Here is a 20,008-nt window from a genome sequence, read left to right as displayed (position 1 = left end):
TTTATACTCTGCTTTTCTATTGACGGAATTCGTCTCTCTTCTCATACTCTTCATACTGCGCGAGCGTCGCAAAGTCTTTTTCTTTTTCAAATCGGACCTCATGCATCCCTCTGAACTCATAGAAATCGTTAATGGCCAGGACCGAAAGGTTCTGTCCGTCGTCGTTGCCGACATGCATGGCACCATCTTGCAGCGCTGCGGGCAAGCCGCATACCTCAAACAGGGTATACCGTCCCTTTTCTCGACGGAGCCCCCGAGTATCGGCGAACTATGGAAGAGAGCGATTGCTGACGGAAACGAACAGATGTCGCTTTTCTGGGCCATGTCGGGAGATATGCGACATGAGCTGCATCTGTGCCGCATCGCCGATTCCTGGGCAGTGATTGAAACACCCGCAACGTCGGCTGATACGGAACGCCTGTTAAAAGAGAGCGAGCAGCGATTGCAGCTGGTCGTACAGCAAACCGGCCAGATGGTCTATGACTACGATCTGCGAACGGGGACGATCACCTGGGCCGGCGCCACCTCAGAGATCACCGGCTACTGCGCCGAAGAGCTGGCCGCCATGAACATCAAGGAATGGGCGGAACATATTCACCCCGAGGATCGCGAAGAAGCGCTGAGCCTGCTCGATCAGGCTCGGAAATCCCGCGGGCGCTACAGCGTCGACTACCGCTTTCGCAGAAAAAACAATAGTTATATTCACATACGGGATAACGGCGCCTTTCTGCTCGATGAAGAGCAGATCCCCTTCCGCATGATCGGCAGTATGGCCGACATCACGGAACAGAAGATCGCCGAAGATATCATAAGACATCAGGCGCATCATGACGGACTGACCGGCCTGCCGAACCGGACGCTCGTTCTTGATCGCATCGATCTCGCCCTTGCTCATGCCCGTCGCGTCGGCGAGGGTTTCGCCGTGCTCTTCCTCGATCTCGACCGCTTCAAGCCCATCAACGACACTCTCGGCCATGCCGTCGGCGACGGATTGCTCATCGCCGTAGCGCAGCGTCTTGTCGGCGCTCTGCGTCCCGATGATACGGTTTCGCGGAACGGAGGCGACGAATTTATCGTTCTTTTACCTGGCGTTCCCGACGCTCCGGCAGCCGGCATCGTCGCTGAAAAGATCATCCATGAGTTAGGCAAACCCTTCTTTATCGACGGCTTCGAATTACACATCTCGGCCTCAATCGGTATCGCCGTTTTCCCGACCGACGGAAAAAACGCCGAAGAGATCATCCGCAACGCCGATGTTGCTCTCTACCGCAGCAAGGAGGCCGGACGTGATCGGTACGCCTTCTATTCCGACACACGCGGGTCGTTCGGTCGCGAGCGCATCACGCTGCAGCAGGAACTCAAAGCGGCCATTCCAGACGACCAGTTACGCCTCGTTTTTCTACCGACAATATCGTTAACCAGCAGCGCCGTGAGCAGCTATGAAGCCCTGCTTCGATGGCAACATCCCCGATTGGGCCTGCTGCTGCCCGAGGCCTTTCTGCCTATCGCCGAAGAGACGGGGCTCATGCTCGCCATCGGCGACTGGGTCATCGACGAAGGCCTGGCGAATTTGAAGCGCTGGTCGCTACGGGGAGATCCATCCCTGCTCCGTCTGAACATCTCGGCGCAGCAGTTCTTCCAGCCGCAGTTCGTGCGCCGGCTTGCCGACCGCGTCATCGCCTTTGACCTGCCGGCACAGAAGGTCCGGCTTGAGATCCATGAAGCCATCGCCCTTCAGCGCGGCGGCCATACCGAACAGATCCTGCGCGAACTCGACGCCATGGGCTTCTCTCTTTCCATCGACAATTTCGGAACGGGCTACGGTGCCCTGCGTTCGCTACAGGATTATCCGATTCGCGAAGTCAAGATCGACCGTTCGCTGATTCGTGATATGGGGGAGCGACGCAGCCAGTGGCTCATACAGGGTATGGTGCAGATGGCCAGAGCCCTCGGGCTTTCGACCGTCGCCGGCGGCGTCGAGCATGAAGGCCAGAAGACGCTTCTGCGCCAGTACGGATGCGATGAAGCACAGGGATGGCTTTTCGGCACGGCGCTGCAACCGATCGGCCGGAATCCGGCTCAATAACATTTTTCGCTTCCATCTGCATGGGAGCGGGCACAATCGTCCGCAATGGAAATGAAAACGGTACTCACATGGCATGAAGAGATGCATATGAGCGCATCAACCGATGTCGCGCGCGTCGAGATGGATGCAAAGCCAGATCATGGCGGCCAGGGAAAAGGACAGTCGCCTAAAGAGCTCGTCCTTTCGGGCCTGGCCGGTTGCACGGGCATGGACGTCATCGCCATCTTGAAAAAGATGCGCGCCCTTCCCGCCACCTTAAAAATCGAGGTCGAAGCCGATCAGACGACGGAACATCCCAGGGTTTTCTCGCGCATTCATCTGAGATATATCGCCACAGGCGCCGACCGGGAGAAACTCGAGAAGGCGGTGAACCTTTCGCAGAATCAGTACTGCGGAGTTTCTGCAATGCTTGCAAAGACGGCCGAGATCACGCACGAGATCATCGTCGATTGATGTGAACGACGCATCCGTTCTACCCGTTCTCGCCGCGCTTAACGATTTTGTCTGGGGATGGTTCCTGGTCGTTCTTCTTCTGGGAACGCACCTCTTCCTGACGTTTCGCCTCGGCTTTATTCAGCGTCGGTTGTTTCAGGGCATACGACTGAGCTTTTCGCGCGACGGCGGGCGTGGCCAGATCAGTCCTTTTGGAGCCTTCGCCACCGCTCTTGGAGGCACGGTCGGCACCGGCAACATCTCGGGCGTGGCGACGGCGCTTGTGGCAGGCGGACCCGGCGCCATCTTCTGGATGTGGATCGGCGGTTTTTTCGGCATCGCCTCGCGATATGCAGAGGCCGTGCTTGCCGTCCGCTACCGGCATGTAGACGAAGCAGGCGAACGAATCGGCGGTCCGATGTTCGTCTTGCGCAAAGGCCTGCACAGCCCCTTCCTTGCCATCGCCTTCGCCTTCTTCACCGTTCTCTCGGCCCTCGGAAGCGGTAACGCCGTCCAGGCTAACTCCATCGCCCTTCTTGCCGACGATACATTCGGTATACCGACCTATATCAGCGGACTCGTCGTTGCCGGCCTGACGGCAATCGTCATCTTTCGCGGCATCCGCGGAATTGCCGTCGTTTCGGAGCTCATTGTGCCGCTTATGTCTGCGGTGTATATCGCCGGCTGTCTTTATCTGCTGTGGATACTGCGCGATCATGTACCCGATGCCATACTGCGTATCGTGCAATCGGCCTTTCAGGGAGAGGCGGCGGCCGGCTGCTTTGCCGGCGCCGGAGTAAAAGAGGCGCTCCGGTACGGCTCAGCCCGGGGTCTTTTTTCAAACGAAGCCGGCCAGGGCAGCGCTCCGATGGCGGCGGCAGCGGCACGAACGCCTAACGCCGTTCATCAGGGACTCGTGCAGGCATCGACCGTTTTCTGGGATACGATCATTCTCTGCGCTCTGACCGGCATCGTCCTTGTCGCCGCCGGCGACTGGCTCAATCAATCCGACGGCATGCTGCTCAGCATGACAGCGTTCAAAAGAATCCCGCATTTCGGGCCCGAGCTGCTAAATCTCTGTCTGTATCCTTTTGCTTTTACGACGATCCTCGGCTGGAGTTATTACGGAGAGGTGGCCGCCGAGTTCCTCTGGGGCCGCGGCTCCATCTTCTGGTATCGCGTCGCCGCCGTGGCAACGGCCTGGATCGGCGCCGTCGTCACGCTTGATGCCGTCTGGATTGTTTCGGATCTTACGACGGGACTGATGGCCCTTCCCAATCTGCTGGCCATGCTCTTGCTTTCGAATCAGGTAAAAAGAGAAACCGATCGGTTCATCGACAGAGTGGAAGAAAGCGATGAAACGCTTCCGTGACGATCAATCCCGGCCACCGTTATTCTCAATCCCCGCTCATGGAAAGAGCGAGCAATGCCGGCGGAAGATCGATCTGTTTGATGAATTCGATGCCTGCAAAGCTTGCAGCTCCATCATCGCGAATCCAGAGGATACGACCGTCAAAACGAAGAGCATCATCGAGCACCGGTCCGTTCAGCATACCGGGTAACACGGCGCCAATCAGAGAATCAGACAGAGGCTCTTCTGTAGAGTCCGAACGATCGGCCGTCATCCACTGGAACTGTAGACCGGTTTCAGAGATATCGACAAGACGGCCTTCAAGGGGTTCTTCATTGTCGAGAAAGACCACGAAGTCGGCCATACCCTGCCCACGGATCCTTCCTTTTATCCGGCGTTCCATTCCCTCATTCAGTCCAGGCAGGAAGAACTGTCAATGGAAAACTGCAAAGAAAACCGCGAGAGAAGTCGCGACGTAAGCCGCGAAGACAACCGTCGGCGCATATCAGTAGAACACGTCATCGGGCACGGTCGCCTGGAACGCTCCGTAAAAAAGGCGGATGGCCCTTTCCCGCGCCGGCCTCCAGTGCGGCGGTTCATAGGGAACAAAGACGGTGACGACCTCTTTATGCCGTTTACCGGCGCAGAAGCCCGACATCCATGCCGATCCTCCCCAGGCGCCGCTTTTTGCATGAATACGACCGATCTCCCGGTCGCTCTTTGCGGCGATCAGACAACTGCCCGGCCACAGAAGAAAGTTATGCAGCTCTTCAGGTTTAGCCAGGTCGGCTTCCCCCGCCACCCGCGTCATAAAGCGATGAATGGAAAGCGGATCGGTCTTTTCATCCTCACCGCGATAGATCGAGTCGGAACGGCCGAATGACGCCGGCGGCGGTGCACGGAAGAATCGCATACGTATGGCTTCTTCTCTCAGAAGCCGTGCATCAAGGCGACGCGCCAGTTCCAGAAAGGCCTTGTTAGACGACCTGTAGGTCGCCTGCCGTATATCGACCGGAGACGTTGAGATATGATCTTCTACTTCAAAACGCTCCGCGCTATCCAGCTTTCCCTCACGTAGAAGGGCAACCAGGATAACTATTTTGAATAGAGACGCCGGATGGGCCCGTCGGTTCAGAAGAGTCGCATCGCCGATGATCTGATCGGGCCCGACATGACTGCCTGAAATGAGACTGCGCTGAAGGACATAGCCGCTCTCAGCCTGCGCTGTCGCCACAAACAGGCAATACATCATCGCAAAAATCGCCGCCTTACCGGTCCTGAAGCCGCAGATCCGTTTTACGACAGAATTCAGGTTTTTCATATTTACGAAAAACAGGCTTATCAAAGTTCTGTCCCTGTCGAAGATAAAAAGAGATCACCGAGGAGGTTGTATGAGTATGCATACACCGGTTCTTGATCCTGTCGTCACCGCACCCTATGGATTCCGCTCGGACAGCGGACAGAAGACCTTTCACAACGGTATCAATTTCATCAGCCGCAGCGGAGATACGCGAGTGTTCTCTATCGCCCGTGGCAGAGTCATCCAGGATATTGATCAATGCACTCCCGTAATGAGCCATGTTCAGCGTTCCCCCTGGTCGGGTAACGTCGTCGCCATCGAACATGAGATCGACGAGCGTCGCTACTACGCCCTGTATATCCACCTGCTTTCCACCGATATTCCCGACAATCTGACGGTGCAGCCCGGCTTCGAGCTCGGTCGTTATGCTGAGCAGTCGGCGGGTATGGTCGGGCCGCATCTGCATCTGACCATCTTGAACGAGCAAGGAGATGTCATCGACCCGACTCCGCTGCTTGTAAAAAGCGGCATACCGGCTCATCCGGCCGTTGCTTGATTGGAAGTGGCGCAGCGTTACGTTTGCGCCATGTCGGGCCCATCATAACGGCACCTCTATCAGTAGCAGGTGGCTGTTCTCTTCTACCTGAATAGATAGATCCCCTGCAATGCCTGCACCGTCGCGTCTGCGCAATACTTCGTCACCAAGAGCGACACTACCCTCGATCACGAAAAGATAAAAGCCATGACGCTCATCGGCTCTTGCAAGTGTAAGCTGGTGACCGCCGTCGAATTCACCCAGCAAGAATCGAGCACTCTGATTTATTGATAGAGGCTTTCCTGTCGCACCATCTGCATCATCGCCATCCGGTGAAACTACAACAGTCCATTCGTTCTTTTTGAAAGAAAAAGCACGCTGTGCATAACGCGGCGTAACATTCTGCTTCTCGGGCATGACCCAGATTTGAAGAAAAGATGCCTCTTCGGTCTGAGAGGCATTGTATTCGGAATGTGTGATGCCCGTTCCGGCCGACATCGCCTGAACCTCGCCGACCTTCAGGGTTTGCTCATGACCCATGCTATCTTTATGAGCGAGCGCTCCGCGCAGAGGGATGCTAACGATCTCCATGTTCTCATGCGGATGCGTTCCAAAGCCGGTACCCGGTTGAATCGTGTCGTCATTGAGCACACGCAGCGCTCCGAAATGAATGCGCTGCGGATCGAAATAGTGGCCGAAGCTGAACGTATGATACGTTTTGAGCCACCCGAAATCGAATCCGCCGCGCGTATCGGCTCTATAAATGATCCTTTCTCCTGTTTCTCTTTGCATGGCAGCCCTCCTGAGAGAAGACATGTAAGCAAAGAATCAGGAAAACGTCCGCCCTTTTTCTATTCTATTCCTGCAGCGCCTCTACCAGCTATCTCAAAAACCAACATACGTGTCGGTTTTTGAGAGGCGAGGCTACGTCAATAGAAGCCATTTTTGCGATGGCTTCTATTGAGAGAAACGGAAGCGCTGGTTATCCACTCCGGCGCACAACCACTGCACAATGGACGCGCCGTCTGCCATGGAGGCGCCGGACACATCGACGCAGCGATCGCTGTGTTGCGCCCGTATCTCGAAGAAACCGCCTCCCTGATCGACGAGTTGATAGCGCTGATTTGCTCCGCCTCCGCATGCGTATTGAATGAGAGCGGCGCCATCGGCCGTCGATGCACCTGATACGTCGAGACATCGACCGCTGTGACGCGCAACGATACGAAAAGAGCCATCGGGCATACGTTCAAAACCAAATGCCTGGTTATCACCGCCCGTATAACCGTACTGCTGAATCGCCACTCCGTTGCCCGTTCCGCCTCCGGTAACGTCAAGCAGCCGGGCGCTGTGCTTCGCCAGAATCGTCGAATACTCCGATCCGGCCGGATCATTGAGGAAAGGCATATTCGCTACAAGAGACGACTTATCGCATCCGTCCTTGCCGCATCCGCCAAGAGACGGCATCGAACCCGTCTGTTCGATCGGATGCCCGATGCCATCAAAACAGCTCGAACCCGTGCAATTCATCCAGTCCGGATAGGAGCTACCGCGGCCGAGCCTCACCAGATTGTTCCAGGCATCCATGCGATAATCGTTGCTGCCCGGATTGCGAAAATCCTCGAAATAAAGACATCCTCCTGATCCGCCGTCGTCATGATAGGTGCCATGAGCGTTCTTGCCGACGTAACCTATCGGATGTGTCCCGGTCGTCTCGAAAGAGCCGCGTTCTTTTGTGTACCATCCGCCATGCTGAAAATAGGCGACGCGCATCAGCTGCCCGTCGACGACGAGCACGGCCATCGACTCCCAGTCCGCCGCATGCGAACCGGCGCTGAGAAAACACGTGCTCTGCCAGGCATAAAAGTACCAGTAGCGGATCATGACGGCGTTTGTCCCGACGCGCTCCGCCATATAATAGACGGGAACTTCGTTATTCGCTATCGTCGAGTAATCCTGATTGCAGAGCGACTGCGGCGTATAACCCTGCGCCCGCAGAGCGTAATAGGCGCCCGCATCGGACGGAAAACACTTTCGCCCGTCGCCCGAGCCCGTTCCGAACTCCTGATCGAATCGCAGACGGGGTGCGAACTCTGCCGCCATCGCATCAAGATCGAACGAAGGCCCGCCCGAATCTGCCTGACAGATGTAGAGTCGTTTATTGTCGCAGTTGCTTCCAGAGCAGCTGATGCCGGCCACATACATCGATTGCGGGGCGATGAATTTACCTCCGCCTTCTTCGCTTAACGCCGCCGTCCAATAACAGCCCGTTCGCACTGCGTTATCAACCTGAGAGCAGCGCAGCGAGATATTGTCGCAGTAGCTACCCGAACAGCGGATGCCCGTTACAAACCCGTTATTCTCACAGATGCGAGAGTTGTTCCCTTCTTCTGAGAAATAATCCGTCCACCAGCTATTCGTTTCAGCATGGCCGGATTCCGAGGCGAACAGACTGACGTCGTCGCAATAGCGACCGCTGCAACGCACCCCGCGCGTCAGGAAGGTCGGGCCCATCGAAATAGCGGTCGCTCCGTCTGTCGTCCAGGGAAGCCAATGCCCCGGGAAGGCCTCGTCGTGAAAGTAGCTGCCCGGAGTGGTCAGATACGACAGCTCTGGGATCGAGCTGACGTTATCGGCAAGTGATGTGAGAGAGAGAAGCGCACTCTCATCCGTCTTTGATCGGTTACAGGCGCATAGAAGCACCATCAGCGGTAGAAACGCCCACCGCATGCATTTTTGATACAGTTTTCGCACAAAACACCTTCTTTCTGTTTTTTTCGGCTTGCAATCCGGCTACCGGAATTGCAAACTTTTGTCGATCAATAGACGAACAGCAGAATCTGTCAAGAAGGAGTTTTCAGGAGTCTGGCCGCACCTGCTCGCCAGGGTGCAGGCACCTGGCCGGATCTGTGGTCGGGGCATGTAGATCGGAGCACAATCAGAGACAGCGAGTCAACGATATTTCTCCCCTCTACTTCAACCATCCCTTGTAGCGCAGCCACAGGAACATACTGAGGCTGACCGATCCCATGGCCAGAAGCGTCGCCGGGTAGCCCCACTGAAGACGCAGCTCGGGCATGTAATCGAAGTTCATGCCATAGACGCCGACGATAAAGGTCAGAGGCAGAAAGAAGACCGAGAAGATCGTGAGAAGGCGCATCACCTCGTTCGTGCGATGCGATGCTATAGAAAGATGAAGCGAAATCAGCCCCGTCACGCTTTCGTGCAGGTCTTCGGCCTGGAAAAGCAGACCGGCAGCGTTATCCATCGTATCTTCAAGATGCGGATCATCCTTTGAATTGATATGCAGCTTTTCGAGGATCTCGCGGTGCAGCCAGATCATGCGCTTCAGAATATAGGCACGACGCTTGATGGCATACAGGGCCGGCATCAGATCTTTCTCGCTTCTCGACTTGAAGATGTTCTCTTCATAGCGATCCAGCTCGTCGATCAACGATTCGAGCGGCTCTCTGTATGTCGACAGAGCGGCGTTGATGATGTCGGCGAGCAGCCCGGTGCGCGGATCGCGCGCATCGGGCTGCCAGTGCTCGCGCAGAGCGGCGATGACACGCAGATCCTTCCGATGGATGCTCAATAAAAATTCGTCTGACACAAAGACGGCGACCTTCCGCGTAAGCGCCGTCACCGTATCGGCGCCCTCGGCAGCATGGCGATCCCAGGCTCGTAGAATAATGAACGTTTTATCGCCGAGACGCTCGAACTTCGGCAGATGCGCCGGATCCAGACAGTCTTCGACGGCCCGGCGATGCAGGCCGTACTGCTTTGCAAGGGCCGTCAGATCGGCATGCGCCGGACCGACCACGTCTTTCCAGTGGAAGGCCGGCGCCTCAAGCGTGCGCACGAATTCGCTCATACTTCAGTATCGGCCAGTCATCGCATGCAGACCGACGCTTATAGAATCGGCGATAGCCAGCGGGCGGCTTCTTCGATCGTCATGCCCTTGCGCTTCGCGTAATCTTCGAGCTGATCTTCGCCGATACGCCCGAGATGAAAGTAGGCGGCTTCAGGATGAGCGAAATAAAGCCCGCTTACAGACGCCGCCGGATACATGGCCAGCGATTCCGTGAGCTGCACATGCGCCCTCTGCGTCGCATCCAACAACCTGAAAAGCTCACGCTTCTCAGTATGATCGGGCTGCGACGGATAACCGGGCGCCGGCCGGATGCCGCTGTATTTCTCGCGAATCAGCTCTTCGTTACTCAGACGATCGCCGGTCTCATATCCCCAGAATTCACGGCGCACCTTATCATGCAGCCACTCGGCAAAGGCCTCGGCAAGGCGATCGGCAAGCGCCTTCGCCATAATCGAACGGTAGTCGTCATGATCGGCCTCAAACTTAGAGACAAGCTTCTCAAGACCGATGCCGGCCGTCACGACAAAGGCGCCCATCCAGTCGGGCACACCCGACGAGGCCGGAGCGATCAGATCAGAGAGGCTGCGATTCGGCTCGCCTTCGCGCTTCTTGCCCTGCTGACGCAGCCCCTCAAAGCGACCGGCGACCTCTTTGCGGCTTTCATCTTTATAGATGAGGATCGAATCGCCATCGGTCGATGCAGGAAAGAGTCCGTAGACGCCGCGCGCCTCGATCAACTTGCCCGTGATAATTTCATCAAGAAGGGTATTTGCATCGGCGAAGAGTTTCTTTGCTTCCTCTCCGAGATTGGGATCATCAAAGATAGCGGGGTATTTGCCGCGCATCTCCCACGTTAAGAAGAACGGAGTCCAGTCGATGAACGGACGCAGCTCTTCGAGAGACGGCCGGATGTCGAAAACGCCGGGCGACTTCGGAGCGACGGGACGATTTGCTCCGTCGAACGAAAGCTTCAGGGCGTTTTTGCGCGCCTCTTCAAGCGAGAGCAGCTCCTTCTCTTCATGACGGGAGGCATGTCGCTCTCGTAGCATGTCGTACTGTTCGCGAATCTTCGCCATATAACCCTCGCGCGTATCGGGCGAGATGAGCTGACCGGCGACCGGCACGCTGCGCGAGGCATCAAGCACGTGTACGACGGGACCGGAGTACTCGCGGTCGATTTTGACGGCCGTATGCATCTCGCTTGTCGTCGCCCCGCCGATAAGCAGCGGCACCTTCATGCCGCGTCGCTCCATCTCGCGCGCCACCTCGGCCATCTCTTCGAGAGACGGCGTGATCAGACCCGAAAGACCGATGACGTCGGCGTTTTCGCGCACGGCCTCATCGAGAATCTTTTCACGCGGAACCATCACGCCGAGATCGACGACGTCGTAGTTGTTACAGGCAAGGACGACACCGACGATATTCTTGCCGATGTCGTGAACGTCTCCCTTCACGGTCGCAAGCAGGATCTTCGCATTCCTGCGTCCGTCCTGATTGCGACGCTTCTCTTCTTCGAGATACGGAATCAGATAGGCTACGGATTTTTTCATGACGCGGGCCGATTTCACCACCTGGGGTAGAAACATCTTTCCGCTCCCGAAAAGGTCGCCGACGACGTTCATGCCGTCCATGAGCGGCCCTTCAATAACGGTTAAAGGCGATCCGTATTTCTGCCGCGCCTCTTCGGTATCTTCGTCTATAAAATCGACGATCCCGCGCACAAGGGCATGCTTCAGGCGTTCTTCAACCGGAGCCGATCTCCATGCCTGCTCCTCTTTTGCCGAGACCTCACCGCCCTGCCCTTTCAGCGATTCCGCTTTTGTGATCAGACGCTCCGTCGCATCGGGGCGCCGGTTCAGGATCACATCCTCGCACAGCTCGCGAAGCTCGGGCTCGATCTCGTCATAGACGTCGAGCTGACCGGCGTTTACGATACCCATATCCATGCCGGCCTTGATCGCATGATAGAGAAAGACGGAATGCATCGCCCGGCGCACCGGCTCGTTGCCGCGAAAAGAAAACGATATGTTCGAAACGCCGCCGCTCACCTTTGCATGTGGCAGGTTCTTCTTGATCCACTCCGTCGCCTGGATAAAATCAAGGGCATAGTTATTGTGTTCTTCAATGCCGGTCGCTATGGCGAAGATATTCGGATCAAAGATGACGTCTTCAGGAGGGAAGCCGACCTCGTTCACAAGCAGATCATAGGCCTGCTTGCAGATATTGATGCGCCGCTCATAGGTATCGGCCTGACCCTTCTCGTCGAAGGCCATAACGACGGCAGCCGCTCCATAGGCACGCACGCGACGGGCCTGTTCAAGAAAAGCATCGACGCCTTCTTTCATCGAGATGGAGTTCACGATGCATTTACCCTGCACGCATTTAAGCCCGGTCTCGATGACGTCGAATTTCGACGAATCGATCATGATCGGAACCTTTGAGATGTCGGGCTCGGCCGCGATCAGCTTCAGGAAGCGATCCATCGCCGCCTTTGAATCGAGCATACCCTCGTCCATATTCACGTCGATAACCTGGGCTCCGCTCTCCACCTGTTCGGCGGCGACGCTTAACGCCTCGTCGTAGTTGCCCTCAAGAATAAGCCGCGCGAATTTTTTCGAGCCCGTTACGTTTGTGCGTTCGCCGACGTTCAGGAAGTTTGTTTCGGCCGTAACGACAAGAGGCTCAAGGCCTGAAAGTTTCAGCAGATGATCGTCCACGGCGGGCTTTCGCGGCGTGATATCGCTCACAAGCTCGGCCATCGAGCGAATGTGGTCGGGCGTCGTTCCGCAGCATCCGCCGACGATGTTCAGCCATCCGTGCGCCGCATAGTCGCGAATCACCTCGGCCATCATACGCGGCGTCTCGTCGTAGCCGCCGAAGGCGTTCGGCAGGCCGGCATTGGGGTACAGGCTGATCGCACAGGTGGCGATACGCGCCATCTCGCTCACAAACGGACGCATCTGCTCCGATCCGAGAGCGCAGTTCAATCCTACCGACATGAGCAGCGGAACATGCGATACCGAAATCCAGAAGGCCGAAACCGTCTGTCCGGATAACGTGCGCCCGGACTGGTCGACGACGGTGCCTGAGATCATCACGGGACGATAGTTACCCGTCGCATCGAAGTACTTCTGGATGGCGAACAGGGCGGCCTTGCAGTTCAGCGTATCAAAGATCGTCTCAACAAGCAGGATGTCGGCTCCGCCGTCGACAAGGCCGGTGATCTGCTCATAATAGGCGTCGACCACCTCGTCAAAGCTGACGGCGCGATAGCCAGGATCGTTCACGTCGGGCGATAACGAAAGCGTCCGGTTCGTCGGACCGATCGCACCGGCAACAAAGCGAGGACGATCCGGCGTACTGTATTTATCGGCTGCCTCGCGGGCAAGGCGGGCCGAGGCGACGTTCAGTTCGTAGGCAAGCGGCTCCAATCCGTAATCCGCTTGAGCGATCGTCGTCGAGCTGAATGTATTCGTTTCAACAATATCAGATCCGGCCGCATAATAGGCCTCATGGATTCCGCGAATGATATCGGGTTGCGTTATGGAGAGCAGGTCGTTATTGCCCTTCAGCTCCTGCGTCGTATCTTTAAAACGCTCGCCGCGAAAATCGGCCTCGGTCAGCGTATGACGCTGGATCATCGTTCCCATAGCCCCGTCAAGAACGAGGATGCGCTTCTGCAGCTCTTTATAGACGGTAAAGTCTTCCAATCGGGGACGTTTTGTATATGTGACAGTCATAATGCGGTGCTCCAAACTCTACTACAGACAACATATCAAGATATCCTGATATGTCAATGTTTTTCGCCACCAGACTCCCCTGCCCTGTAGATTCTATTAAGAAAGAAACCCCGAACCGGTAAACCACGGCGACACGGAGAGAAGACCGGGAGACTGGACTGCAAGGGGCTTTCTCTCGCGGCCTTCTCGATTTTCTCGGTAAAACAAATCTCTCTGTCCACGAAATACACAAAAAGCGCGAAAACGATCCAAACCAGAATCGCCGACGTCAAAGAGCCCTTCTCTTCTTTTCCTCCTGGCTTCCCTCTGCGCGCTCAGGGGCCTCCGCGGTTCATCCCCCTTTTTGTGCTCAACCTTGCCGTCTTTCCAGGCCTCCTCCTGGTTTTCCTCCGCGTGCTCTGCGATCTCAGTGGTTCCCTTCCGCTGCGGCCCTACAGGGTGAGAGAAAGCTCCAGGCCGCGATTCAAAAAGCTCTGGCATCGAGCACCAGGCCAGAAAGATCGACGGATGCCCGAGAAACCCCTGCTCGACCGTCTTGCCGAGCTTTACCCGGAATCGAACCGCACCCGCTTCCGGCAGTGGATCAAGGCCGGACGTATCACCGTCGATGGCGCCATCATAACCGATCCGCGAAGCCCCGTTACCGAGAAAAGCGACGTCCGCCTGGGTAACGCTCAGGCAGCGGGGCGCGAGGCGATCCGCGGAGGTCGTATCGTCTATGAAGATAAAGACCTTATCGTCATAGACAAAGAGGCGGGTATTCTCACGGTTCCCGCTCCTGGCGTTCGTAAAGAACAATCGCTTCTTGGATCGCTGGAGCGTTACCTGCGCCGTCCGCCCTTCATCGTTCACCGTCTGGATCGCGATACGTCGGGGCTTGTCGTCTTTGCAAAGACGGAGCAGGCACAGCAAACGCTGCAGAAGGACTGGAATACAAACGTAGAAGAGCGCATCTATCTCGCTCTGGTAGAGGGGGAGCTTTCAGAGAGCCGCGGCACGCTACGCTCGTATCTCAAAGAGAACAGAGCGCAGAAGGTCTATGTTACCGAAGACGCAGACGGAGCGCTGGCCATCCTGCATTATACGGTTCTGCGATCTGGTCGGTTCAGTCTTGTGCAAATCGAACTTGAAACGGGCCGCAAGAATCAGATCCGCGCTCAGTTTGAGGATCTGGGGCATCCGGTGGCCGGCGACGCGAAATATGGAGCCACGACCGATCCTCTGCGACGCCTGGCCCTTCATGCACACACGATTCGGTTCCGTCATCCGATCACGGGCGCCACACTTGCGTTTGAGTCGCCCACTCCGCGTGGCTTCGAGACCGCCGAATGATTTAGAGGACATCTGTGCCGGGTTATCCCCCGCCGGGCCCTACCTCGCATACTTCTATTCAGACAGGGCCTTTTCGATCTCGTTCTTTCGACTCTCATCGACGAAGGCAGCGGAAACGGCGTTGCGCAGCAGCTGGCGTATCTCATCGCCGGTGCCGCGGAATTCCGAGACGAAGGCGCCGAATTCCTCTCTCAGATCGGTGCGAAACATCGTCGGATCATCGGAGTTCAGGGACACATTCAATCCCGCCTGCATGAGCTTGCGTATGGGATGATCGCCCAGATCGTCGATGACGCCGGTGGCCTCGTTCGACGTCATGCAGACCTCAAGGGCGGTACGGCGCCGCACGAGCTCCTCGACGAGACTCATCTCTTCAAAGCAACGGATGCCGTGCCCGATGCGCTCCGCCTGAAGATCGACTAACGCTCCGCGTATCGAATCGGCGCCGGCCGTTTCGCCTGCATGGGCGACGGTGCGAAATCCGCGCTTCCTTGCATGTGCGAAGGCTCTGGTGAATAACTCCGGTGGGAACTTTGCCTCATTGCCTCCAAGGCCGATAGCGACGAGCTCATCGCCCAGAAACGGAGCGATAGAATCGATGCGCTCGATTGCCGTCTCAGGCGGATGATTGCGCACGATGTCGGCGATCATGGCGCCGCTCATGCCAAACGCAGTCTTTGCACGCTTCATGCCGCTGCAGACTGCTTCGGCGATGGCCGGAGCCTTCAGGCGGCCGTCCACGTAGTCAAAGGGCGAAAAATGCAGCTCCGCATGCACGACGCCGATCTCATGAAGCGATTTCATCACGGCGAAAACGAGGCCTTCATAGTCCTCTTCGGTCTCGATCAGGGAGATGGTCCAGAGCCATTTCTGTATAAACTCGTAAAAATTGCGGTATCTCAAGAATCCGATCAGGTCGGCCTCTGATCTCAGGCGATCGGCCTGCTCTCCTCCGCGCTTCTCAACCAGCGTCAGCAGATGCGAAAGCGGAATCGATCCTTCCGTATGCAGATGCAGCTCCACAAGAGGAAGGCGACGGATCAACGAATAGGTATCTTCGCCGCACGGCAACACCTCGCCCTTCGACTGCGGCCTTCCGTCGAAATAAAAGATGGCAGCCTGGCCGAAGCGACGACCGATGGCGGCGGCCTGCTCCCGGCTCATTCGAAACAGAGCAAAGGACGGCTCGCTATGTGAACCGTCGACGGCATAGCCGACGGCATCATAATACTCGATGCCGCGACTCTGCAGATATTCTTCCAGTCGTCGCTGTGCTCGGCCATTTTCTTCGTCTGAAAGAAGGATCGGATGTTCAGAGCCGGCCGATGGGTTATACGATGTGATAATGGCGACGGGTTGTTCAAACAGAAGGGAAACGTTTCCCGATAGAACGCCTTCGGTTGATAGGGTGATGCGCTCCGCTCCGAGAATGATGTCGTAGCGTGCGTTTTCGTATAAAGCTTGTAACGATTGAGTGAGAGACATGATCTACCTCGGGTAAACTCGGCCCAACTCGCTCCAATTACCGTCGATCCTGAAGCCGGTCAGTCTGATTCCTTTTTTGATGCAAAACGGCAACAATCTCGATTTCATTGTCCTTTAATCGAAAGTAAACAGAGGACAGCAATCGAACCCCGAGACCGGGTATTCTGGATTCGTACCATCTGTAAGCCTCTACAAGGTCTTCTTCTGCCTGCCTCCGGAAGCGAACCAGGTAGGTCACTGATTGAGAATCCCCTTTTTGACGGATGCCCAGGGTTTGCCCGATGTCGCCTCTGAGGTATCGTCTGCAAGCCGACGACGAATCTCTTCAACATGCCAGTCAGGTACGGGCACAGCATCGCTCCGCACAAGCTCATCCCAGACATCAGAGACCAGTTCAAGTTGCTCGGAACTGCTAAGTCTGCGAATCTCAGAAAAAAGTTCAGCTGCTCCCATATCCATTGTTAGACCATCGGACGCAACCGGGTCAAGTCATTTCCCGATTCCGGCAAGATCCGCTGCAGGCCGGAATACCGGCCTGCAACGAGAGTCTATCAATAGCGATAGTGCTCGGGCTTGTAAGGGCCTTCGACAGGCACGCCGATATAGTCGGCCTGATCTTTCGAAAGGCTTGTGAGACGAACGCCGATCTTTTCGAGATGCAGACGGGCCACCTTTTCGTCCAGGTGCTTCGGAAGCATATACACTCCAAGAGGATAGTTCTTGTAGTTGTTATACAGCTCGATCTGAGCAAGCACCTGATTCGTGAAGCTATTCGACATCACGAACGAGGGGTGACCCGTGGCGCAGCCGAGATTCACCAGGCGACCTTCGGCAAGCAGAACGATGCTGCGTCCGTCGGGGAAGGTGAACTTGTCGACCTGCGGCTTGATCTCCGTGCGCTTGATGCCCGGGAATTTCTTCAGAGCATCGACCTGGATCTCTACGTCGAAGTGACCGATGTTACAGACGATCGAACCGTCTTTCATACGATTCATGTGATCGATGGTGATGATGTCGCGGTTACCCGTCGTCGTCACGAAGATGTCGGCTTTATCGGCCCATTCGTCCATCGTATCTACCTGATAGCCTTCCATGGCCGCCTGCAGAGCGCAGATCGGATCAATCTCGGTAACGATGACGCGGCAGCCATACGAGCGAAGGCTCTGAGCCGAACCTTTACCCACGTCTCCGTATCCGGCGACGACGGCGACCTTACCGGCCAGCATGATGTCGGTGGCGCGCTTGATGCCGTCGACGAGCGACTCGCGGCAACCGTAGAGGTTGTCAAACTTCGACTTCGTCACGGAGTCGTTCACGTTAATCGCCGAAACCTTCAGCGTGCCTTCTTTCAGGCGCTTCATCAGATAATGTACGCCTGTGGTCGTTTCTTCTGAGATGCCGCGAATCTCGGGAAGCATCTCAGGATGTTTGTCATGCACGTAGGCCGTCAGGTCATGGCCGTCGTCCAGGATCATGTTCGGGCCTTTGTCTCCGAAATGAAGCGTCTGCTCGATGCACCACCAGTATTCTTCTTCGGTCATACCCTTCCACGCGAAAACGGGAACTCCGGTTTCGGCGACGGCAGCGGCGGCATGGTCCTGTGTCGAGAAGATGTTGCAGCTCGACCAGCGCACTTCGGCGCCGAGATCGATCAACGTTTCGATCAGAACGGCCGTTTGAATCGTCATATGCAGCGATCCGGCGACGCGAGCGCCGGCAAGCGGTTTCTTGCCTGCGAATTCTTCGCGAATCGACATCAGACCCGGCATCTCTTTTTCTGCAAGGATGATCTCTTCACGACCCCAGCGAGCCAGAGAGATATCCTTTACTTTGTAGTCCTGCTTCAGTGTTGCAGTCATGTGTTCCTCCAGAAACTTTTCAGCTACAGGCTCGTGGCCTGCTAAATGATTACGTTACAGGTTATACGGCGGAGCTTTCTCCCGCTCTCACCCTGAGTATACGACTCCGACCTCGCGCTGGCTTTCGCGCCGAAACGAACAGACAATCGAGACGACCGTTTCCACGGCCTTCGCTCACGTCATGTCCTTCAAAGCCCGCTCGCTCTATCTCGCCGAGCAGAACGCCTTCGTCAAAGCCCAGCCAGAAATCCTCGAACAGGCGCCGCATATTCTCCTCTCCGTGCTGCTTGAGCTCGGCCACCACAAGCAGCCCGCCCGGACGCAATACGCGAAAGGCCTCTTTTAAAACGCTGCCAGGCTCGGCGCTGTGATGCAGAGCCATCGACAGGATCACCGTATCGACCTCTTCGTCGGCAAGTGGAAGATGTTCCATATAACCGACGCGGTATTCCGTCTTAACGTCCGATCCGACGGCGGCGATACGCTCGCGGGCCACGTCAAGCATCGTGCGACTCTGATCGACGAGAATGAGATGCGAGGCGCGGTCGGCAAGCATCGAGGCCAGCGCTCCGGCTCCGCAGCCTGGCTCAAGAACCTGCCCTGCATTGCCGGGCAGAAGCTCGATAATCTTCGAGCGATAGTAAGCGGCATCGACGTATTCGCGCTGATCTTCGTCCTGGCGCGCTCCGAAATCTTCGAAGTGCACAAGGCTTCGCTCTTTGCGCGATTCAAGGATACCCTGGAGTCGCTGCCGATCCTCTTCAAGAATACGCTGTAGGCTGCTATTCCAGGAAGCTGCCTCGTCGCCGAGCACCGACCAGAGAGAATGCGTGCGCAGCTCGGGATGTATGCCGTAGTAGATGCGAGATCCATCCCGTCGCCAGAGCAGCACGGCGGCATCGGAAAGGATGCGAAGATGCCTGGAGACGCGACTCTGGCCCATATCAAGCACTTCGAGCAATTCGCTAACATGCAGCGGCTCGCGCGATAGGGCCCTGATGATGCGAATTCGGCTTGGATCCGCCAGGGCCTTGAGCTGTTTCAGCAGATCGGGCATCCGCCACCAACATATCAAGATATCTTGATATGTCAATAGAAAAACCAATCCCCGACCCTGCTTCGTCTGACGACATCGCAAGATAAGCGCCCGGGCTCACCGCAGAGACTGGCTGCGCCCGATCGGCCAACCTGTAAGGCCCTTTTCTTCTCGTCGGTCAGGCCCGGTCAGGAAAACTGCCGCTCAAGATGAAGTTTGATGAATCTTCGCCTCGCGTCAGAGAAGCGATGGAGACCATTGACCGCACCATAGCGGAAGGGCGCACGATCAGCCTGGTAACCTGGATTCTGACCGACTACGGTGAATTTCTGCTTCATCATATCGCCGCCGGTATCTTACAGCGTTCCGGCCGATCAGAGCTGCTCGACATCGTCTACCCGGCCGTCAAGGAGCTTGTCATCAACGCCACAAAGGCGAATATGAAGCGCGTCTTCTTTGCCGAGCAGGGCATCGATGCGATGAACTCCGCCGACTACGATAAAGGCATGACGCTTTTTAAAGACAAGCTGACCGAGACGATGATCATGCATCATCGCAAAGACTTCAAAGACCGCGATTATAAAATCACGATCACCTTTTATTACACCGATAAGGTGATGAACATCAAGGTGAAGAATAACTTCCCTCTTCTGCCTCGAGAAGAAGAACGCATTCGCGAGAAGTTCGAGCGAGCGCAATCGTTCACCTCGCTGCTCGACTTCTACATGGCTCATGGCGACGATACGGAGGGAGCGGGCCTCGGCATCACGATGGTGGGCATCCTTCTTGACCAGAGCGGCATCGATCGTCATGCCTTCACCGTTTTCGAGAAGCCTGGATACTCTGAAACGGCGGCCCGCCTTGAGATCCCGCTACATGCGGAGTATATTCCAAGACGCCGACAGTTCGAACTCGAACTACAGCGAAGCGGGAAAACAATCGAAGACCTGAGACGAACGTTCCGCCCCTCCGTGCGCTGAT

General features: G+C 56.3%; 17 protein-coding genes. 6 read left to right on the top strand and 11 right to left on the bottom strand.

Going from position 1 to position 20,008, the window contains the following annotated elements; all coding sequences use genetic code 11:
* Positions 1-16: 16 nt before the first annotated feature.
* Positions 17-205 carry a hypothetical protein gene (locus LEPIL_RS23730; RefSeq protein WP_211208709.1) on the bottom strand — a complete coding sequence of 63 codons (189 nt, stop codon included), beginning with the start codon at positions 203-205 and terminating at the stop codon, positions 17-19.
* 99 nt (positions 206-304) lie between these two features.
* Between LEPIL_RS23730 and LEPIL_RS21255 the strand changes: the two genes are divergently transcribed.
* From LEPIL_RS21255 to LEPIL_RS21245, 3 genes are read left to right on the top strand one after another with little or no spacing between them, the layout of a single operon-like run.
* On the top strand, positions 305-2,086 hold the full coding sequence (locus tag LEPIL_RS21255) for a putative bifunctional diguanylate cyclase/phosphodiesterase (RefSeq protein ID WP_169314847.1): 1,782 nt from the start codon (positions 305-307) through the stop codon (positions 2,084-2,086).
* Positions 2,087-2,137: 51 nt separating this feature from the next.
* Complete coding sequence (locus LEPIL_RS21250; RefSeq protein ID WP_040920942.1) at positions 2,138-2,539, top strand: OsmC family protein; 402 nt, start codon at positions 2,138-2,140, stop codon at positions 2,537-2,539.
* Between the two features lies 1 nt (position 2,540).
* Positions 2,541-3,890 (top strand): alanine/glycine:cation symporter family protein, encoded by a 1,350-nt coding sequence (locus LEPIL_RS21245; RefSeq protein ID WP_002775952.1) that lies wholly within the window; start codon positions 2,541-2,543, stop codon positions 3,888-3,890.
* Between the two features lie 25 nt (positions 3,891-3,915).
* On the opposite strand, the gene LEPIL_RS21240 is transcribed toward LEPIL_RS21245, so the two are convergent.
* Positions 3,916-4,272, bottom strand: coding sequence for a PilZ domain-containing protein (locus LEPIL_RS21240; protein ID WP_078123535.1), 357 nt, complete (start codon positions 4,270-4,272; stop codon positions 3,916-3,918).
* Positions 4,273-4,374: 102 nt separating this feature from the next.
* The gene (locus LEPIL_RS21235; RefSeq protein WP_078123534.1) at positions 4,375-5,190 is read right to left on the bottom strand and encodes a hypothetical protein; all 816 of its coding nucleotides are present in this window, start codon (positions 5,188-5,190) and stop codon (positions 4,375-4,377) included.
* Between the two features lie 70 nt (positions 5,191-5,260).
* Between LEPIL_RS21235 and LEPIL_RS21230 the strand changes: the two genes are divergently transcribed.
* Positions 5,261-5,725 carry a M23 family metallopeptidase gene (locus LEPIL_RS21230; RefSeq protein WP_002775946.1) on the top strand — a complete coding sequence of 155 codons (465 nt, stop codon included), beginning with the start codon at positions 5,261-5,263 and terminating at the stop codon, positions 5,723-5,725.
* A gap of 42 nt (positions 5,726-5,767) precedes the next feature.
* On the opposite strand, the gene LEPIL_RS21225 is transcribed toward LEPIL_RS21230, so the two are convergent.
* The 4 genes from LEPIL_RS21225 to metH all read right to left on the bottom strand — a co-directional run bounded on the left by LEPIL_RS21225 (position 5,768) and on the right by metH (position 13,315).
* A complete protein-coding gene (locus LEPIL_RS21225; RefSeq protein ID WP_002775944.1) occupies positions 5,768-6,496 on the bottom strand; it encodes a pirin family protein in 729 nt (242 codons plus the stop codon).
* A gap of 165 nt (positions 6,497-6,661) precedes the next feature.
* Complete coding sequence (locus LEPIL_RS21220; RefSeq protein ID WP_002775942.1) at positions 6,662-8,455, bottom strand: RICIN domain-containing protein; 1,794 nt, start codon at positions 8,453-8,455, stop codon at positions 6,662-6,664.
* 217 nt (positions 8,456-8,672) lie between these two features.
* A complete protein-coding gene (locus LEPIL_RS21215; RefSeq protein ID WP_002775940.1) occupies positions 8,673-9,575 on the bottom strand; it encodes a magnesium transporter CorA family protein in 903 nt (300 codons plus the stop codon).
* A 38-nt stretch (positions 9,576-9,613) separates the two neighbouring features.
* Positions 9,614-13,315, bottom strand: coding sequence for a methionine synthase (metH, locus tag LEPIL_RS21210; protein WP_002775938.1), 3,702 nt, complete (start codon positions 13,313-13,315; stop codon positions 9,614-9,616).
* 507 nt (positions 13,316-13,822) lie between these two features.
* Between metH and LEPIL_RS21200 the strand changes: the two genes are divergently transcribed.
* Positions 13,823-14,647: an RluA family pseudouridine synthase gene (locus LEPIL_RS21200; protein ID WP_052608559.1), complete on the top strand. Its 825-nt coding sequence runs from the start codon at positions 13,823-13,825 to the stop codon at positions 14,645-14,647.
* Between the two features lie 54 nt (positions 14,648-14,701).
* On the opposite strand, the gene add is transcribed toward LEPIL_RS21200, so the two are convergent.
* From add to LEPIL_RS21180, 4 genes are all read right to left on the bottom strand, one after another.
* Positions 14,702-16,132 (bottom strand): adenosine deaminase, encoded by a 1,431-nt coding sequence (add, locus tag LEPIL_RS21195; protein WP_002775934.1) that lies wholly within the window; start codon positions 16,130-16,132, stop codon positions 14,702-14,704.
* 234 nt (positions 16,133-16,366) lie between these two features.
* Positions 16,367-16,585 (bottom strand): addiction module protein, encoded by a 219-nt coding sequence (locus LEPIL_RS21190; protein WP_157135133.1) that lies wholly within the window; start codon positions 16,583-16,585, stop codon positions 16,367-16,369.
* 98 nt (positions 16,586-16,683) lie between these two features.
* Positions 16,684-17,991 (bottom strand): adenosylhomocysteinase, encoded by a 1,308-nt coding sequence (ahcY, locus tag LEPIL_RS21185; protein ID WP_002775930.1) that lies wholly within the window; start codon positions 17,989-17,991, stop codon positions 16,684-16,686.
* Positions 17,992-18,052: 61 nt separating this feature from the next.
* Positions 18,053-19,048, bottom strand: a complete 996-nt coding sequence (locus LEPIL_RS21180; protein ID WP_002775928.1) for an ArsR/SmtB family transcription factor — start codon at positions 19,046-19,048, stop codon at positions 18,053-18,055.
* A gap of 188 nt (positions 19,049-19,236) precedes the next feature.
* On the opposite strand from LEPIL_RS21180, the gene LEPIL_RS21175 reads away from it, so the two are divergent.
* Complete coding sequence (locus LEPIL_RS21175) at positions 19,237-20,007, top strand: hypothetical protein (RefSeq protein ID WP_052608557.1); 771 nt, start codon at positions 19,237-19,239, stop codon at positions 20,005-20,007.
* The last annotated feature ends 1 nt before the right edge of the window (position 20,008 follow it).

It is taken from the genome of Leptonema illini DSM 21528 (assembly GCF_000243335.1).
Lineage (GTDB): Bacteria > Spirochaetota > Leptospiria > Leptospirales > Leptonemataceae > Leptonema > Leptonema illini.
This window is presented reverse-complemented; position numbering and strand designations above follow the sequence as displayed.

Excerpts from the sequence above, each read along its gene's own strand:
- metH (WP_002775938.1), bottom strand. The coding sequence starts at position 13,315 with ATGACTGTCACATATACAAAACGTCCCCGATTGGAAGACTTTACCGTC.
- LEPIL_RS21230 (WP_002775946.1), top strand. The coding sequence starts at position 5,261 with ATGAGTATGCATACACCGGTTCTTGATCCTGTCGTCACCGCACCCTAT.
- LEPIL_RS21250 (WP_040920942.1), top strand. The coding sequence starts at position 2,138 with ATGAAAACGGTACTCACATGGCATGAAGAGATGCATATGAGCGCATCA.
- LEPIL_RS21190 (WP_157135133.1), bottom strand. The coding sequence starts at position 16,585 with ATGGGAGCAGCTGAACTTTTTTCTGAGATTCGCAGACTTAGCAGTTCC.
- LEPIL_RS21240 (WP_078123535.1), bottom strand. The coding sequence starts at position 4,272 with ATGGAACGCCGGATAAAAGGAAGGATCCGTGGGCAGGGTATGGCCGAC.
- ahcY (WP_002775930.1), bottom strand. The coding sequence starts at position 17,991 with ATGACTGCAACACTGAAGCAGGACTACAAAGTAAAGGATATCTCTCTG.
- LEPIL_RS21235 (WP_078123534.1), bottom strand. The coding sequence starts at position 5,190 with ATGAAAAACCTGAATTCTGTCGTAAAACGGATCTGCGGCTTCAGGACC.
- LEPIL_RS21175 (WP_052608557.1), top strand. The coding sequence starts at position 19,237 with ATGAAGTTTGATGAATCTTCGCCTCGCGTCAGAGAAGCGATGGAGACC.
- LEPIL_RS21255 (WP_169314847.1), top strand. The coding sequence starts at position 305 with ATGTCGCTTTTCTGGGCCATGTCGGGAGATATGCGACATGAGCTGCAT.
- add (WP_002775934.1), bottom strand. The coding sequence starts at position 16,132 with ATGTCTCTCACTCAATCGTTACAAGCTTTATACGAAAACGCACGCTAC.
- LEPIL_RS21200 (WP_052608559.1), top strand. The coding sequence starts at position 13,823 with ATGCCCGAGAAACCCCTGCTCGACCGTCTTGCCGAGCTTTACCCGGAA.
- LEPIL_RS21180 (WP_002775928.1), bottom strand. The coding sequence starts at position 19,048 with ATGCCCGATCTGCTGAAACAGCTCAAGGCCCTGGCGGATCCAAGCCGA.
- LEPIL_RS21225 (WP_002775944.1), bottom strand. The coding sequence starts at position 6,496 with ATGCAAAGAGAAACAGGAGAAAGGATCATTTATAGAGCCGATACGCGC.
- LEPIL_RS21215 (WP_002775940.1), bottom strand. The coding sequence starts at position 9,575 with ATGAGCGAATTCGTGCGCACGCTTGAGGCGCCGGCCTTCCACTGGAAA.